General features: G+C 62.9%; 14 protein-coding genes. 8 read left to right on the top strand and 6 right to left on the bottom strand.

From position 1 onward, the window contains the following. Window positions 1–91: 91 nt before the first annotated feature. The 5 genes from BAUR9175_RS07795 to BAUR9175_RS07775 form a co-directional block, all read right to left on the bottom strand. Entirely contained in the window at window positions 92–1,321 is a 1,230-nt protein-coding gene (locus tag BAUR9175_RS07795) for a M23 family metallopeptidase (protein ID WP_009881954.1), read from the bottom strand. Window position 1,322: 1 nt separating this feature from the next. Continuing rightward, on the bottom strand, window positions 1,323–2,237 hold the full coding sequence (gene ftsX, locus BAUR9175_RS07790; protein WP_009881953.1) for a permease-like cell division protein FtsX: 915 nt from the start codon (window positions 2,235–2,237) through the stop codon (window positions 1,323–1,325). Next, on the bottom strand, window positions 2,234–2,923 hold the full coding sequence (ftsE, locus tag BAUR9175_RS07785; protein ID WP_009881952.1) for a cell division ATP-binding protein FtsE: 690 nt from the start codon (window positions 2,921–2,923) through the stop codon (window positions 2,234–2,236). The genes ftsX and ftsE overlap by 4 nt, the downstream gene beginning before the upstream one ends. A gap of 167 nt (window positions 2,924–3,090) precedes the next feature. Further along, window positions 3,091–4,209 (bottom strand): peptide chain release factor 2, encoded by a 1,119-nt coding sequence (gene prfB / locus BAUR9175_RS07780; protein WP_069600633.1) that lies wholly within the window; start codon window positions 4,207–4,209, stop codon window positions 3,091–3,093. Between the two features lie 136 nt (window positions 4,210–4,345). Continuing rightward, entirely contained in the window at window positions 4,346–5,572 is a 1,227-nt protein-coding gene (locus BAUR9175_RS07775) for a globin domain-containing protein (RefSeq protein ID WP_101583415.1), read from the bottom strand. A 561-nt stretch (window positions 5,573–6,133) separates the two neighbouring features. Between BAUR9175_RS07775 and BAUR9175_RS07770 the strand changes: the two genes are divergently transcribed. From BAUR9175_RS07770 to BAUR9175_RS07735, 8 genes are all read left to right on the top strand, one after another. Beyond that, window positions 6,134–7,357, top strand: a complete 1,224-nt coding sequence (locus BAUR9175_RS07770) for a TadA family conjugal transfer-associated ATPase (RefSeq protein ID WP_096157350.1) — start codon at window positions 6,134–6,136, stop codon at window positions 7,355–7,357. Further along, window positions 7,354–8,283: a type II secretion system F family protein gene (locus BAUR9175_RS07765; protein WP_069600650.1), complete on the top strand. Its 930-nt coding sequence runs from the start codon at window positions 7,354–7,356 to the stop codon at window positions 8,281–8,283. The genes BAUR9175_RS07770 and BAUR9175_RS07765 overlap by 4 nt, the downstream gene beginning before the upstream one ends. Further along, window positions 8,280–9,218, top strand: a complete 939-nt coding sequence (locus tag BAUR9175_RS07760; RefSeq protein WP_101583413.1) for a type II secretion system F family protein — start codon at window positions 8,280–8,282, stop codon at window positions 9,216–9,218. Before BAUR9175_RS07765 ends, BAUR9175_RS07760 begins: the two co-directional genes overlap by 4 nt. A gap of 53 nt (window positions 9,219–9,271) precedes the next feature. Beyond that, window positions 9,272–9,505 (top strand): hypothetical protein, encoded by a 234-nt coding sequence (locus BAUR9175_RS07755; protein WP_096157352.1) that lies wholly within the window; start codon window positions 9,272–9,274, stop codon window positions 9,503–9,505. Further along, complete coding sequence (locus tag BAUR9175_RS07750; RefSeq protein ID WP_101583411.1) at window positions 9,502–9,951, top strand: TadE/TadG family type IV pilus assembly protein; 450 nt, start codon at window positions 9,502–9,504, stop codon at window positions 9,949–9,951. Before BAUR9175_RS07755 ends, BAUR9175_RS07750 begins: the two co-directional genes overlap by 4 nt. After that, on the top strand, window positions 9,944–10,438 hold the full coding sequence (locus tag BAUR9175_RS07745) for a hypothetical protein (protein ID WP_241212335.1): 495 nt from the start codon (window positions 9,944–9,946) through the stop codon (window positions 10,436–10,438). Before BAUR9175_RS07750 ends, BAUR9175_RS07745 begins: the two co-directional genes overlap by 8 nt. 1 nt (window position 10,439) lies before the next feature. Then, window positions 10,440–10,877, top strand: a complete 438-nt coding sequence (locus BAUR9175_RS07740; RefSeq protein WP_101583409.1) for a pilus assembly protein TadG-related protein — start codon at window positions 10,440–10,442, stop codon at window positions 10,875–10,877. Between the two features lie 163 nt (window positions 10,878–11,040). After that, window positions 11,041–14,679, top strand: coding sequence for an FtsK/SpoIIIE domain-containing protein (locus BAUR9175_RS07735; protein ID WP_101583408.1), 3,639 nt, complete (start codon window positions 11,041–11,043; stop codon window positions 14,677–14,679). Between the two features lie 22 nt (window positions 14,680–14,701). Here the strand turns inward: BAUR9175_RS07735 and BAUR9175_RS07730 are convergent, their stop codons facing one another. Continuing rightward, the gene (locus BAUR9175_RS07730) at window positions 14,702–16,177 is read right to left on the bottom strand and encodes an amino acid permease (protein WP_257944292.1); all 1,476 of its coding nucleotides are present in this window, start codon (window positions 16,175–16,177) and stop codon (window positions 14,702–14,704) included. Window positions 16,178–16,246: the final 69 nt, after the last annotated feature.

Below are 16,246 nucleotides of genomic sequence, written 5' to 3'. Positions count from 1 at the left end.
TAGCTCAATGATATCGCGCACGAAAGGCCAGAATCACATTCAACCGGGAGCCACCTCGGCGAGGTCAGGTTCTGAAGGACGATGACCGTCGTCAGGAGATGTAGGGCATCGGGTCGACGTAGCCGCCGTTCTTCATGATCTCGAAGTGCAGGTGGCAGCCGGTGGAGGCACCGGTCGTGCCCGAATCCGAGATGACCTGACCCTTCTTCACCTTCTGCCCGTCACGGACCTTGAGGTCCGTGTTGTGGTTGTACGTCGAGGCGATCGAGTCGCCCTTGATCTTTCCGTGGGAGATGACCACGCGGTTGCCGTAGCCGCCGGTCCAACCGGAGATCACGACGATGCCATCGCCTGCTGCACGGATCGGTGTGCCGCAGGGAACGCCGAAGTCGGTGCCCGAGTGCAGCTTCTTGGCTCCGGTGATCGGGTGGATGCGGTACCCGAATGGTGAAGTGGTGGGATAGCCCTTGGCAGGGTTGGCCAGTTCGCCGTCGCCGTAGACGAATTTGCCCTTCTTCTCCTGATCCTTCTCCCAGTCGCGGACCTTCTTCGCCAGGCGATCCTGCTCGTCCTGTTCCTTCTGCAGCTGTTCCTCGGTCTCGGCCTTGTTATCCGAGATCGTCTTCTCAGCATCGTCCTTCGTGGTGATGATGTCGTTGAGGCTGTCGGACTTCTTCTTCGCGTCGATCTGTGCGGCTTCCTTGGCCAGCACCGCCTCGGCGGCTTCGTCCTTGAGGTCCGAGATCTCATCGGTGACACCGGAGAGGCGCTCTTCGTTGTTCTTGTTCACCGCTCGCTGCTCGGAGAGGGTGTCGATCGTGCGCTGCTGCGATCGCACGGCGGAGTCCACCCGCCCGATTCCGCCGTCGGCGCTTGTGCCCTCGGCCATCTGCAGCAGCATCGCCAGGTCGGAGGTGATGCCGGAGTTCTGGTAGGCCTGTCGCCCGATGCGCGCGGCCGAGGTCTTGTGCTTGTCGATCTCCTCTGCGCCGTCCTTGATCGAGGTCTTGAGATCCTTCTGGGCATTCTGCGCCGAGGTGAGACGGGCTGCCATGGCATCATCGGTCTCGATGGCTTCGGCCAGAGCGTCATCGGCCTTCTTCGACGCGGCTTCGGCGTCGGGCAGCTTCTCCTCGGCGGCATCGCGTTCGGCGATGACTCGGGCCAGGTCCTCGTCGAGGCCCTCGAACTCCTGCTGGAGCTCCTTGACCCGCTCATCGACCTTGCTCTTGTCATCGCGAGGGTTGGCCCCCGCCGAGGTGACGGGCATGATGACGGCCAGCACTGCTGCTGTGAGAACCAAACCGAGTCTGCGCTTCATCTCAGACCTTCGTGTACTTGTTCAGGGTGATCAGGGACGATGCCCCGGCCATGATCACACCGATGGCGATGAGGATCGGTGCCACGATGAGGACGTTGACTCCCGAGATCAGGCTGAAGCCGGTCGCCTGACCCTCCAACCAGCCGCTGACGCCGAAGTGGACGAGGAGGCCCAGCGCACCGGCGGACAGGGTCGCACCGATCGCCGAGGCGATGACGCCTTCGAGCAGGAACGGGAGTTGGATGAAGGTGTTCGAGGCACCCACCAACCGCATGATTCCCGTCTCACGTCGCCTGGAGAACGCAGAGAGTCGGATGGTCGTGGCGATGAGCAGCATGGCGCACAGCAGCATGATGCCGGCGATCGCGACCGCGACGACGGTGGCGATGTTGAGCACACCGAAGAGACGGTCGAGAAGCTGGTTCTGGTCAACGACTTCTTCGACGCCCTGAGTCGAGGAGAACGATTCCTTGATGATGTCGTATTTCTCGGCGTCTTTGAGTTTGACCCTGAACGACTCGTTCATCTCGTCTTCGGGAACGGTGCCTTCGAGGCTGGTGCCCTTGAACTGGTCTTGGAAGTGCTCGAATGCCTCGCCTTTGTCCTCGAAGTAGACCTCGTCGACATAGGGGGCAAGCTCAGAGCTTTCGAGCTGGTCTTCGATGTTCTTCTTCTGCGTATCAGTGGCTTCGCCCTCGACGCAGTTGGTGGCCTCCGAATCCGGTGGGCACAGGAAGACGGAGACCTGGACACGGTCGTACCAGTAGTCCTTCATCTGCCCGACCTGCATCTGCAGCAGGATCGCGGCGCCGACGAAGAGCAGGGACACGAATGTCACGAGCACCACGGATAGGACCATGGAGACGTTCTTGCGCAGCCCCGACCAGACCTCGGAGAGGATGAATCCGGCCCTCATGAGGCGACTCCGTAGGTGCCCTCTTCGACATCGCGAACGATTGTTCCCTCGGAGAGTTCGATGACTCGCTTGCGCATCCGGTTGACGATCTCTCCGTCGTGTGTGGCCATGAGCACTGTGGTTCCGTTGCGGTTGATCTTCTCGAGCACCGACATGATGTCGGCGCTGGTGGTCGGGTCGAGGTTGCCTGTGGGCTCGTCGGCGAGCAGGATGCCTGGCTTGTTGACGACGGCGCGGGCGATGGCCACGCGCTGCTGCTCACCACCGGAGAGTTCGTTGGGGTAGCGCTTCTCCTTGCCGGCCAGCCCCACTGTCTCGAGCACATCGGGGACCAGGGTCGACATGGCGGCCCGGGACTTGCCGATGACCTGGAGGGCGAAGGCGACGTTGGCGAAGACGGTCTTGTTCGGCAGCAGGCGGAAGTCCTGGAACACGGTTCCGATCCCCCGCCGCAGGTAGGGCACCTTCCAGCTGGGCATCTTGACGACCGATTTCCCGGCGATGTGGATCCGTCCGGCACTGGGGACCTCTTCGCGCAGGATGAGGCGGATGACCGTGGATTTACCCGAGCCCGAAGCGCCGACGAGGAACACGAATTCTCCACGCTCGGCCTCGAACGAAATGTCGTCGAGTGCTCGGCGGGAGCGTGCGTCGTAGGACTTCGAAACTGAGTCGAATTTGATCAAGAGGTTCTTCAATCATGTCGCGGATGGCTCGGCCGCTTCCACTGTACGTAACAGCTCCGTGATGTTCGGGGAGGCTTAAGGGCGTGTGTTGCGCATTGGAGGAAGTTCACAGCCGCCGAGGCGGTGCGTCAACGAGGCGGTTCGTGAACTAGTCGAGCAGCCGAAGGTCACTCAGACTCTTCGGCCATCTCCTGCTCTTTGCGCCAGCGGATTCCGGCCTCGATGAGGCCGTCGAGGTCGCCGTCGAAGACGTTCGAGGGATTGTTGACCTCGTAGCCGGTGCGCAGGTCCTTGACCATCTGGTACGGGTGGGTGACGTAGGAACGCATCTGGTCACCCCAGCTGGCCTTGATGTCACCGGCCAGTTCCTTCTTCTGCGCTGCCTCTTCCTTGCGTTTGAGGTCGAGGAGGCGGGACTGGAGCACGCGCATCGCGGCTTCGCGGTTCTGGATCTGGGACTTCTCGTTCTGCATGCTCACGACGACGCCGGTGGGCTCGTGCGTGATGCGCACAGCCGAGTCGGTCGTGTTCACGGACTGACCGCCTGGGCCCGAGGACCGGTAGACGTCGATGCGCAGATCGTTCTCATCGATCTCGACATGGTCTGTGGACTCGATGAGCGGGACAACCTCGACGGCAGCGAAGGAGGTCTGACGACGCCCCTGGTTATCGAAGGGGCTGATGCGCACGAGACGGTGCGTGCCTGCCTCAACGGACAGTGTTCCGTAAGCGTAGGGGGCGTTGACCTGGATGGTTGCGGACTTGATGCCCGCACCTTCGGCGTAGGAGGTGTCAAGCTGCTGCACGTTGTATCCGCGGTTCTCGCCCCAGCGGATGTACATGCGGATGAGCATCTGCGCCCAGTCGGTGGCGTCGTCGCCGCCGGCACCGGAGCGCACGGTCACGACAGCGGAGCGCTCATCGTATTCGTGGTTGAGCAGGGTCGAGATCTCGAGCTCGGCCAGCTGGTCGTGGAGCTTCTTGAGATCGCGTTCGGCTTCGACCTTCGAGTCCTCATCGCCTTCATCCTCGGACATCTCGATGAGCAGCTCGGCATCGTCGATGCGCTCACCGAACTTCTCGAGCTTCTCCAGGGTTCCCTGCTTGTGCGAGAGGGTGGCCGAGATCTTCTGCGCGGAGTCCGGATCGTCCCAGAAGGACGGCGCCGATGCCTGCTCCGTCATTTCGGCGACCTCGGAGCGAAGGTTGTCCAGATCGGACACGTCCAGGATCGCTTTGTAGGTCTGACGGAGGTTGGCGATTTCAGCAGAATAATCAAGGGCCATAATGAGCCCAGCCTAGTACATCGCGGCCCTCAGGCTTGAATCCTCGCCCTTCAACCCCGCCGTCAACCGGCGCCGAGGTGGCACGACCGATCGTGCCACCTCGGCGTCGGAATGGGGTGTGGTCAGAACCGGAGAATCAGGCCGACACCGGCTCCGCGGCAGCACTCCAGGTATCGGGCCCGAAGACCTCGAAGTGGACGTTGCCGGCGGGGACATCGAGTTCACCGAGCCCACGTCGCACCGCGTTCATGAACGGCGGTGGACCGCACAGGTAAACCTGCGCGCGCAGGTCCACACCAACCTCGGCGAGGTTGATGAAGCCCTCGTGGACGGTGTCGGTGGCCGGGCGAGCACCGAGCTGTTCGTACCAGTAGTGCATCTGCGCGCCAGGCAGCTGGTTGACCAGTTCCGCCATCTCCTGCCTGTGCGCGTGGGAAGCCATCGACTGGTCGGCGTGGAGAACTGTGACCGGGCGGGTTGACTCGGCCTGGACCAGGTGATTGAGCGCCCCGATGATCGGCGTGCAGCCGATTCCGGCCGAAACCAAGAGCAGCGGCTCATCGGCTTCTTCGACGACGAGGTCGCCATAGGGCAGGGAGCAGCGCAGGGTGTCACCTTCGAAGACGTTGTCGTGGATGAAGTTCGAGACCTCTCCGGCAGGAACACCCGACTCGGCACGGCCTGGCTCGGCCTTGATCGTCACAGCCCACGACGTGCGGTTCGAGGTTCTGGTCAGAGAATACTGGCGAATCTGCTGTGCACCATCGGGAAGCGCCACCTGGACGGACAGGTACTGCCCCGGCTGCGCCTCGGGCAGCGCCGCTCCGTCTTCGCGGGCAAGTTCGAGACTGACGGTGGTCGGAGACTGTTGGGTCCGTGCGACCACAACCAGCTCACGCCAGACATCGCCGGGGTCGACCTGGAAGCGGGCGTAGAGCCCCTTCTCCGCTCTGATCAGCGAGTCGGCCATGTCCCAGTAGACCGCCGTCCAGGCGTCGACGACGTCGGAGGTCGCGGCGTCCCCGAGAACCTCGGCGATGGCAGCGAAGAGGTGTTCGTAGACGATGGCGTACTGATCTTCGGTGATCCCTAAGGACGCATGCTTGTTCGAGATCCGGCTCATCATGGCGTCGATGTTCGGCGCATCGTCACTGACCAGAAGCGTCGCATAGGCGGCGATCGCGCCGGCCAGCGCCTTCTGCTGCTCCCCCTGCGCCTGGTTCCCGCGATTGAAGAGGTCACGCTCCAAGTCCGGGCGGGCGGCGAACATGCGCGAATAGAAGATCGGGGTGATCTCGCCGATCGAGGCTCCTACGACCGGCAGGGTCTCGCGGATGACGGAAAGTGCGGGTTGGGAAATCACATCTGCCCCTTTCGTGATGCCAGAGCACCACGTGGCTGCAACGGCCTTTCCAGGTCGTCCGGTTGATTGGGTGCTTTCGACGTTACTACGCTCCGTAGAATATTTTCTACAAGCCGTAGAAATGAAAAATCTCAATCCAAGATGCGGACGCCAGGTGACTCTCGGCCCGGCTCCTTGACCTTGCCCTCGACTGGCCGCGGGCGCCACCCTGAGAGGAAGCGCAACTCCGCCTCAGGGTGACCCAAGCACAATTGAGCGCCACCAGCAGGAGAGCAAGTCATCCCGCCGGTGACGCGGCCCACGGTGGGCGAGGCTTGAGCAGAAAGCCACTGCAACAGTGATGAGAATCTATACCGGATCACGGGAATGTGCAATGCGGATGCAATGACGAGCCGGCGCGCAGTCCCACGCCTGAAACTACATTTATGGCATTCGGTCTTCGCACACAGAGTTATCCACAGATTCAAGAAAACGCTGGATTCTTCTTTCGACTACAGATAGGTTAAAAACAAATCCAGCTGTTAAAAATGTGATTCGTATTCTGGACGCCAGGGGTTCAACGTGGAAGCCACCGAGGTCATCAAGAGCGAAGTGCACAAGAGGATCAGAGACCTCGATGTGGACCCTCGCACCGATATGCAGCGCTCGCGAGAGGTCATTCGCACGGTCATCTCTGAGTACGACGAGCGCAGCCTGGTCGCGGATCTTCCGCCCTTGAAAGACAAAGAAGCAACGTTTCGTTCCATCGACAATCAGCTCTCGGGCTTCGGCGCACTGCAAGACTATTTCGATGATGCCCGGGTCGAAGAGATCTGGGTCAACAGCCCCAGCGAAGTCTTCATCGCCATCGACGGACTCCACCAGCTGACGACGACGAAACTCACTGCAGGTGAACTCGATGATCTCATTGAGAGAATGCTGCGCACCTCGGGCCGGCGGGTCGACTTGTCACAGCCTTTTGTCGACGCCATGCTTCCCGACGGCTCCCGGCTCCATGTCGTCCTGCCCGATATCACCCGTTCCTTCCCTGCGGTCAACATTCGAAAATTCATTCAGCGCCCACGGAACCTCGCCGGCCTTGTCGCCCAGGGGTCTCTGACCCCGGCGGCCGCCAGATTTCTTGACGCAGCAGTCGCCAGCGGTGCGAATATCTTAGTCTCCGGGGCAACTCAGGCCGGCAAGACCACCATGCTCAATGCTCTGGCCGGATCCATTCCCGCCCGTGAGCGCATCATTTCGTGCGAAGAGGTCTTCGAGCTCAACCTGCCCAGTCGCGACTGGGTTCCCATGCAGTGCCGCCAGCCGTCGCTGGAAGGCACCGGCGAGGTCACGCTGCGCTCACTGGTCAAGGAAGCTCTGCGTATGCGACCGACCCGAATGATCGTCGGGGAGGTCCGTGAGGCTGAGAGTCTCGACCTGCTGGTGGCCTTGAATTCGGGCCTGCCCGGGATGGGCACAATCCACGCGAACTCTGCCCGCGCCGCGATCACGAAGATCTGCACCCTGCCGCTTCTGGCTGGGGCGAACATCTCCTCCTCGTTCGTCGTCCCCACTGTGGCAGTGAGCATCGACGTCGTCGTCCACCTGCGCCGTGACCCGAACGGGACCCGCCTCGTCAGTGAGATCTGCGCCGTCCCTGGTGGCGTCGAAGGTGACGTCGTCGAACTCGACACGATCTTCCATTCGCCGCAGGGGCAGCTGGTGCGCGGACAGGGATTCGGCCACCTCGGCGATCGATTCGCCGCCATCGGCAAGGATCTCCATTCCATTCTGGAAGCGGCATGAGCTATTCCCAATACAGTCTTCTCATCGGTGCCTGCTTCGGCTCAGGCCTGTTCCTGCTGTGGATGTCGCTGTGGCAGAGACGATCGAGGAAACGGGTGCAGAGACGGTGGGTCCGCGAGCTCGATGACATGCTCACCGGGGCCGGGTTCCCACAGATGCACCTGAGCCACCTGATCCTCATCTCGATCACCGTCTTCATCCTCATCAGCGTCGTTGCCACCGTCCTGACCGGTTCGTGGGCGATTGCCCTGTGCTTCGGTGTCTTCGCCTCGTGGCTGCCGCACCGCCTGCTCCAACATCGGGCTCGAAGCAAACAGGTCATGCGTCGTGAACTGTGGCCAGAAACCCTCGACCACCTCAACTCCGGCGTTCGTGCCGGCCTGTCACTGCCGGAGGCTCTGAGTTCTCTGGCCCACCGCGGGCCTGAGCCGCTGCGACCGCTGTTTGAGGTCTTTGCTGAGGAATACCGGGCCAGCGGCTCATTCGCGATCGCCCTCGAACGCTTCCGCCAGGTCAGCGCTGACCCGGTGGCCGACCGGATCGTCGTCGCGCTCAGCGTGACCAGACAGGTCGGTGGAAGTGACCTCGGCACGATGCTGCGAGCCCTCGCCCAGTTCGTCCGCGACGATGCCCGCACCCGCAATGAACTCTCTGCCCGGCAGCAGTGGACCGTCAACGGTGCCCGACTGGCGGTGGCAGCTCCCTGGGTAGTGCTCGCGTTCCTGTCGACCCGGCCAGAGACAGCAGCTGCCTACAACTCCCAGACCGGGCTGCTTCTCCTGGCTTCCGGATTCGTCGTCTCGCTGTTGGCGTATCAGGCGATGAAGCGGATCGGCCGGCTCCCGCAAGAACCTCGTGTCATTGAAGGATCGTCCCTGTCCTCCTCGTCGTTCCACCGTTCGGACGAGGGCAGTGAGGTGCTGTGAGCGCGCTGACCGATCCGCTCACGATCCTTGCCCTCGGGGCGTTCAACGGGTTCGCACTCTGCGTCTTCGTTCTGTCCCTGCCACCTCTGCGCCGACCGGCACTGTCATCTCGCATCGCACCGTACCTGCGTGATCAGGAATCACTGGTCGACATCTACGCTCCGCCAACTCCTCGCACGGAGGGACTGTTGGGACTGCTCAAGTCCGCCACGTTCGGCGCCACCATGTGGGTGACATCCCGGATCACCACCGACGCCACATTGAACCTGCGGATCAACCGCCTCGGCGGCGGTGCGTCTCTGGAACGCTTCCGCATCAATCAGATTCTGAGCATTCTGGTTGGCATGATCGCCGCCGGATGTGCGGCCGGGCTCCTCTCGGCCCAACGCGGCTTCTCCCCCGTGGTCACCCTCGTCCTCATCATCAGCGGTGGCATCGCCGGACACATCGCCAATGACTGGCGCCTGAGCCAAGCCATCACCCGTCACGAGTCACGTGTCCTCGCAGAGTTCCCCACAGTTGCCGAACTCCTCGCTCTGTCCATCACCGCTGGCGAGGGAATCGTCGAAGCACTCGAACGGGTGTGTCGCACCTGCTCGGGCGACCTGATCGATGAGCTGCGCACGGCCCTGGCAACGACGAGAACCGGAACACCGCTCGTCGATGCGCTCGATTCGATGGCGACTCGGATCGCAATTCCCGAGATCGTGCAGTTCGTCGACGGTCTGGCCGTGTCGATGACCCGCGGAACCCCGCTGGCGGAGGTCCTCCGTGCCCAGGCCGCCGATGTGCGCGAACAGTCGCGCCGTCGTCTGCTCGAACTCTCGGGAAAGAAGGAGATCGGAATGCTGGTGCCGGTCGTCGTATTTGTACTCCCAGTGACCGTCATCTTTGCCGTCTTTCCCTCGCTCACGGTCCTTGATCTGAGCCCCTGACCTGCCACCCGATCATCAACCTGCCACCGATCACCCCGGAAGAAGGAGACACCATGTTCCACCACCTGATGAACCGATTCACCGTGTTCGTCATCGGCCTCTCAACCGATGCCCCGGATCGCCGAGGCGAGCGCCGAGAGGAGAGACCGGACCGCGGTGACGTTCCGGGTTGGGTCCTCATCACTTTGATGACGGCAGGGTTGGTCGTCGCGCTGTGGGCATTGGCCGGAGAGGCCTTCACCTCGATGTTCCAGGACGCGATGAACAAGGTTCGGGGCGCCGGGTGAGCCATCGGAGGTGTGGTGTCGACGCGGACGCGGAGGCCGAGGACTACGATGTTGACCGCGAAGCCGGGGCCGACTCCGGTTCTGCGATCGCCGAGTTCGCGCTCATCGGGTCACTCCTGGCCCTCGTCTTGGCCGGGACTCTGCAGATCGGTCTGGTCATCCACGTCCGCAACACTGTCATCGATTCGGCCGTCGCCGGTGCCCGCCAAGCCAGCCTCGCCGATCAGTCGAATGCTGACGGGAAACGTCTCACCTCCGAACTCATCACCGTGTCCGTGGGCGAGCGCTATGCCCAGTCGATCACCGTCACCACAGCCCGGCACGGCCAAGACGATGTCGTCGAGGTTCGTGTCCGGACTCCATTGCCTGTCCTCGGGCTGTGGGGCCCCGCCGAGGTGTGGGACCTGAGCGGACGGTCGATCGTTGAGGATGTCGATCGTGACTGACCCTGACCTTGCGGTGCCCGAGGAGCGTTCCGACTCGCTGTCGGAGGAACGCGCCGATCCAGTATCGGAGGAACGCGCCGATTCGGGCACGGCCGTCATCGAGTTCATGTTCGCGTCCATCGTTCTGCTCATCCCGGTCGTCTATCTCATGCTCGCCATCTCTCAGCTGCAGGCTGCCAGCTATGCGACCACGTCGACCGCGATCTCGGCCTCCCGGATCGCGGCCCGCGATGCCGACCCCTCCGAACGCCGAGCCCACCAGGTCGCCGACATGCATTTCACCGATTTCGGACTCACCGGGGTTCCCATCACTATTGACTACTCATGTTCCGGACCCTGTGGACAAGCAGGATCCCTCATCACCGCGCGGGTCGAGACGAAGGTGTCGCTGCCCGGGTTCCCGCTCCTCTTCGGCACCAAACATTCCCCACACATCACTCTTCGTGCTTCCCACACCGACGTCGTGGCCACAGCGGGTGGAGACTGAGATGCCGCGCAGACACCGGTCCCGCGTCGACGACGGGTCCATCACCCCATTGGCCATCGGCTTCGTCGTCATCGCCTTGCTCTTGGCCTTCCTCATCGCGGCTCTGACGGACCTGCATATGACTCGCCGCGAGCTGCAGAGTGTGGCGGACTCTGCAGCGCTGGCGGCCTCCGACTCATTCGAACCGGCTCCCGGTGGCGAACCCGGGCTCGTGTTCTCACCCTCTGCGGCGAAACGGGCCGCCAGCCGCTACATTGATGCCGTTCCCACCCCGCAGGGACTGCACAATGTGGAGCTCAGCGCCGATGCAGACGGGCAGCATTCGGTCGTCATCCGCCTGCGCGCCGACTACACACCCGCATTGCTGTCACGGTTCGTTCCCGATCTCATCGAACTCCAAGCCACCGCCTATGCTCGCGGTTCGCTGCGCATATCGTGATGGTCGCTCAACGACTCTGATGCGGACACCCCGGCGACTCTGCCGTATTCTCCTGTGGGCACATCCCCCACTTGTGAGCGAAGAACCTGTGGGCACAGAACCGCCGTCCACAGGGAGATGAGGCGCACTTGGCCCGCCCGTTGAACCACGTGATCCTGAAACCATGAACACGCTCGGTCTGATTCATCGCATCGATGCCAACGCCAACATTCGCACCGATGTGATCGAAGCAGACTCTGAGCAGCCCGTCCTCGAGGTGCTTCGCTCCGTCATCGGTCCCGTCCTGACCTTGACTGACCTGCTCGCGGGCAACCGACTGCCCGCAGAATCCGACAACCCAGATGACTTGGTGAAGACCATGGCCTGGGGGCGGTGGCAGTCGCTGAACCCGGTCACCGTCCTCGGAACCTCGTCCCTCGATCGAGGATCCGGATCTGCCCTGGTCTCGGTGCTCGCCGGACCCGATTCGGGCTTTACGATCGGAATCGATCCCCGGACTCCCCTGCTCAGCCGCATCTCCCACCCCGAGAGCCTGACCATCGTCGACCCGTGTCTGTCCCGCCAACCGGCACGACTCGAGTTGGGGCCGGCCAGGGAGCAGACGTTCTCAGCTCTGGGCACCACTATCTTCTCGCCCATCTCCCCCACTATCTCCCATTCCCGCAGACCTCCCCCGGATACTAGCCGGACCCGAATGTTCGCCGGCTCTGGGCGTGAACCCACGCATGTGGCACCTGAGTCAGTTGATGACCCACGCCCAGCGAAGCCTCCCCAGTGGTGGGCATTCCTCATTCCCATCGCCATCGGAGGTGTGCTCGCAGTCGTCACCGGAATGTGGTGGTTCCTCCTCTTCAGCGTGTCCGCACCCATCTCCGGCTATGTCGCCTATGTCATGGAGAAGCGTCGATATGCACGCGACTGCGCCCAATGCGTCCTCGACAGGCGGGCGGCGCTCGAGAAGGCTCGGCGCAGGCTGTCCACAGTGGTCGACGACCACAGGCGCCTCCTGCAGACCGGTTCGGGACTATGCCTCGGCTTCGGGGCTGCCCGCAGCCCCATCACGATCGCCGATGAACTCCGCGAGGGCACCGAACATCTCGATGGGACGGTCATCATCGACGAGGTGCCGCTTCGCATCGACCCCACCACCACCTCGGTGACGGTTACCGGCGATAGCGAACAGCTGCGTCGCATGGCTCTGTCCTGGCTGAGCGAGCCCACCTATGACTGGCTGCCGTGTCCCGATCTGCTTCGGCTGCCCGAGCTGCAGGGCAGCGGCTTCGACCACGGCGACGGCACCGAGTCGAGGATCGGCGTGGTCCTGTCCGAACAGGCCACGTCGGCGAGACTTCTGCTGCAAGCACCGTCTCCCATCGCATCGATCTCTCTGTCACTGGGCAGCCTGGCACAGGCACGCACCGACGATTCCTCGGCTGCAGATGGTCCAGCGCCGGGCAGAACCCTCGTTGCCTCCCTCATGCCACCTGGGCGGTTCCTCGCTCTCGGGCACCGGCAGGCGACGGACGGCAACGTCGAACGGCTGCCGAATCATGGCCTCGGCGATCTCTACGACGATGCACCGCAGGTCATTCGTCAGCGCTGGGCGCACACTGCACCTGGTCCCGTGCGGATTGGGCGCGGACGAGATGGGGACATCGCTCTCGACCTCTTCAACGACGGACCTCACGCGCTCGTGGCTGGAACGACAGGCAGCGGGAAGTCGATTCTGCTTCAGACCTGGCTGCTGGCAATGGCTCTGGAACACCCACCGTCGCGGCTGGTGTTCGTTCTCATCGATTTCAAGGGCGGTGCGACTTTCGCCCCGTTGGAGGAGCTGCCGCATACCGACAGCGTCCTCGACGACTTCGATTCCGCGGCTGCCTTCCGCGCATTGGTCTCCGTCCGTGCTGAGATCACCCGCCGCGAGCGGCTCCTGGCCGACCACGGGTGTTCCGATGTCCTCGAACTCGACGATCCTCCGTCGAGGTTGGTCGTCGTCATTGATGAGTTCCACGCCCTCATGGCGACCCACCCGAAGTCGGCAGATCTGCTGGAGCACCTGACAGCCCTGGGACGGTCGCTGGGAGTGCATCTCATCCTCGCGACTCAACGGCCGCTCGGCGTCGTCACCGGACAGATGAAGGCCAACATCAACATTCGGATGTGCCTGCGCGTGCGAGAGGATGCGGACTCCTTCGACGTCATCGGCGTCAACGACGCTGCCCTTCTGCCACCGGACACCCCAGGCGCAGCATGCCTCGATACGGGTTCGTCGATCGTGGAGTTTCGGGTCGCCGTTCCCACCTCCGCTTCCTCTGCTGCCGGTGTTCGTCAGCGGCCCCGACTCCGCCCGTGGGAACCCGGCCGAGGCCTTCCCACCCAGCACAGCGTCAACGGCATCCATATCGGCAACCTTGAGCAGGCATATCGTAAGTCACCTGCCGAGACACAGCCATCGCCTCAACGGCATCGTTCGGTCGTCCTGCCGCCCCTGCCCGATGCTGAGGATATCCCTGTGCTGCTCTCAGCGTGGACCGATGGGTCCGGCTCAACTGAGAGCGATCCAGAGGTGAATGGGACAGGGTCCGAGACAGTGACTGGAACGGTAACCGGGATCGTTGATATTCCCAGTCACCAGAAGCAGAGCGCCTGGTCGTATTCCCCTGCCGTTGATGGTTCGACCATCGTCGTCGGCACCGACGCGGACGTCGTCTCAACAGTGCTGAGGCGCATGGCAGCCAGTGCCGCCCTGACTCACCGGGTCGTGGCTTTGGGGCGCATCGCGAAGTCCTTGGACTGGGCCGAGATCGCCTGTGGGATGGACACCGGTTGGCGCTTTCACGCGATCCTCGACCATCTGCACCGAGGCTCTGCCGACGAACGCGTGCCGGCAACGATCGTGGTGTGCAGCAATTGGAACGAGTTCATCGACTCTCTGGACCATCAGATGGCTGCCGAGACGGAGCGACTGCTCAAGCATGGCTCCGGGTTGGGGCTGACGTTTCTGTTGGGCGGGTGCCGAACGTCGACGAACACGAGCGCCGCCTTCACCTCTCAGGTGATCTTCCCACCCAGTGCAGGAGGTGATGGGCTCAGCGTCGGACTGTCCAGACAGCGATTCGTCGGGACATGGCCGGAATACAGGGCAGTCCTCGTCGGCCCCAGCGCGCACGAAGCAGGTGGTGACGGTGCCGATGTGCAGTTGGTGCCTGACCTTGCAGCTGTAGGCGACGACAGATGTGGCAGCGTCGAACCCCGTTGGCGTGGACTCACGGCAGCACCAGAGCACGCAACTGCGCCGCTGGATCCAACGGGGACCTGGATTCCGCTCGGACTCGACCCCTTCGGGAAACTCGTCGCGTGGAAGCCAGCGCGTGACGGAGAGGTTCTCAGCGTCCGCGGATCACCGCAGAGCGGGAAGAGCGAGACCGCGGCCATGGTGCAGGAGACATGCTCAGACTCAGCAGCGGCCAACATACAGTTGCTCACGGTCCATGACGATGCGCATTTGGAAGCCAACCCGGACGCCTTCGATCTCCTTGACGGCGGACTGCATGTGGTCACGATGCCGGTGCGGTTCACCCCCGGCTACGGTTCCCCGTTGGCCAAGGCACAAGGACTGGGGCCGACGCTGATCATCGGCGTCCACAGTCGGCAGGACCTCAGCAATCTGGGCCTGCTCAGACTGCCACCACTCGACGGAGATCCCGGGACCGCGTGGTACGTCACCGAAGGCAGGGCGCAGGCCGTGAGGCTCTTCTCAGCGGAGGGATCCGCCGATGTCACGGTGAGGTCTGCCTGACCGATCGCGTTTCGAGCTGACATCAGTCAGTAATCTCGTTGTGCCTGCCCGCGGCCAGTGGCTCGGTGTGGTCGATGAGCTGGTAGGGTCGGCGCCCCTCACCCCGAACGAAGGCGAAGTAGCACAGCCACAGCGCCCCGACCCAGAGCAGACCTACCCACAGCGCCGGACGGGAATCGGGCACGATTCCGACCATGACGATGACGAAGAGGATGAATGCCACCGTCGCCCAGGACCCCACAGGCCACAGCGGCATCGGGAACTCACTGCGCAGTCGGTTCTCCTGCACCAGCACCCGCTTCATCCGAAGATGAGCTGCGAGGATGACCAGCCACACCAGCACCGTGGCGAACGTCGCCAATGCGCCGAGCAGGAACAGGGCCTGGTCGGGGTAGAGGTAGTTGAGGAGCACGCCGACCAGCAGGGCCGCAATCATCGTGATCACAGTCATCACCGGCACTCCGTTGCGGGTGGTGTGGGCAAAGGAACGCGGCGCCTGCCCCTGCTCCGCCAGACCATGGAGCATCCGACCGGCCCCGAAGATATCGGCATTGATGGCCGAGAGCGCGGCTGTGATGAGCACAACCTGGAGGATTGCAGCTGCTGCGTTGAAACCGACGGAGTCGAAGATCGCGACGAAGGGGCTGATCTCCGAGGTGATCTGGTTCCAGGGCAGGATGCACATGATCACCCCGAGGGTGAGCACGTAGAAGAGCAGGATGCGCACCGGCACCGAGTTGATGGCGGCCGGCAGCACCTTCTTCGGGTTCTGCGCCTCGCCGGCGGTGACTCCGATGATCTCGATGCCGCCGAAAGCGAACATCACGATCGTGAATGATGACAGGAACCCCCAAAGTCCGTGCGGGAACGCTCCCCCGTGGTCGAACAATGCACGCGGACCCATCTGATCGTGGTCGGCGATGCCGAAGCCGAAAATGATGATGGCCACACCAGCCGCAATGAGGGCGATGATCGCGACGATTTTGATGAGCGCGAACCAGAACTCCAGCTCACCGAAGACCTTGACGCCGATCATGTTGATTGCGGCGATGAAGAGCACGACGGCCAGCACCCAGATCCAGCGCGGTACTCCAGGGAACCAGAAGCCCATGTACACGCCGACGGCGGTGGCGTCGAAGACGGCGACAAGAATCATCTCGAAGACGAAGGTCCAGCCGACGAGGAAACCGGCGAATGGATGGAGATAGTGCGATGCGAACTGGCCGAAGGATCCCGAGACGGGATGACGGACCAGCATTTCGCCCAGCGCACGCATCACCATGAAGACGGCGGCACCGCCGATGATGTAGGCCAGCAGCACGGACGGACCTGCGGCTTGGATCGACTCCGAGGACCCCATGAACAACCCCGTGCCGATGGCCGAGCCCAAGGCCATGAAGCGGATGTGCCGAGCGGTCAGTCCCCTGCGCAGACCTGCGTTCTCTGTGTGATTGCCATGGGTGGTCGACTCTCTGCTCCCACGGTCAGCAGAAGACACAGGTGTCCTACTTTCTCTCAGATTCTCCCGCCAAGCCTGGCCCCGACATTGTGCACCCTCAGGGCAACG

The organism is Brevibacterium aurantiacum (assembly GCF_900169065.1).
Lineage (GTDB): Bacteria > Actinomycetota > Actinomycetes > Actinomycetales > Brevibacteriaceae > Brevibacterium > Brevibacterium aurantiacum.
The sequence above is the reverse complement of the archived record's forward strand: the minus strand, read 5'-3'. Positions and strand labels throughout refer to the sequence as shown.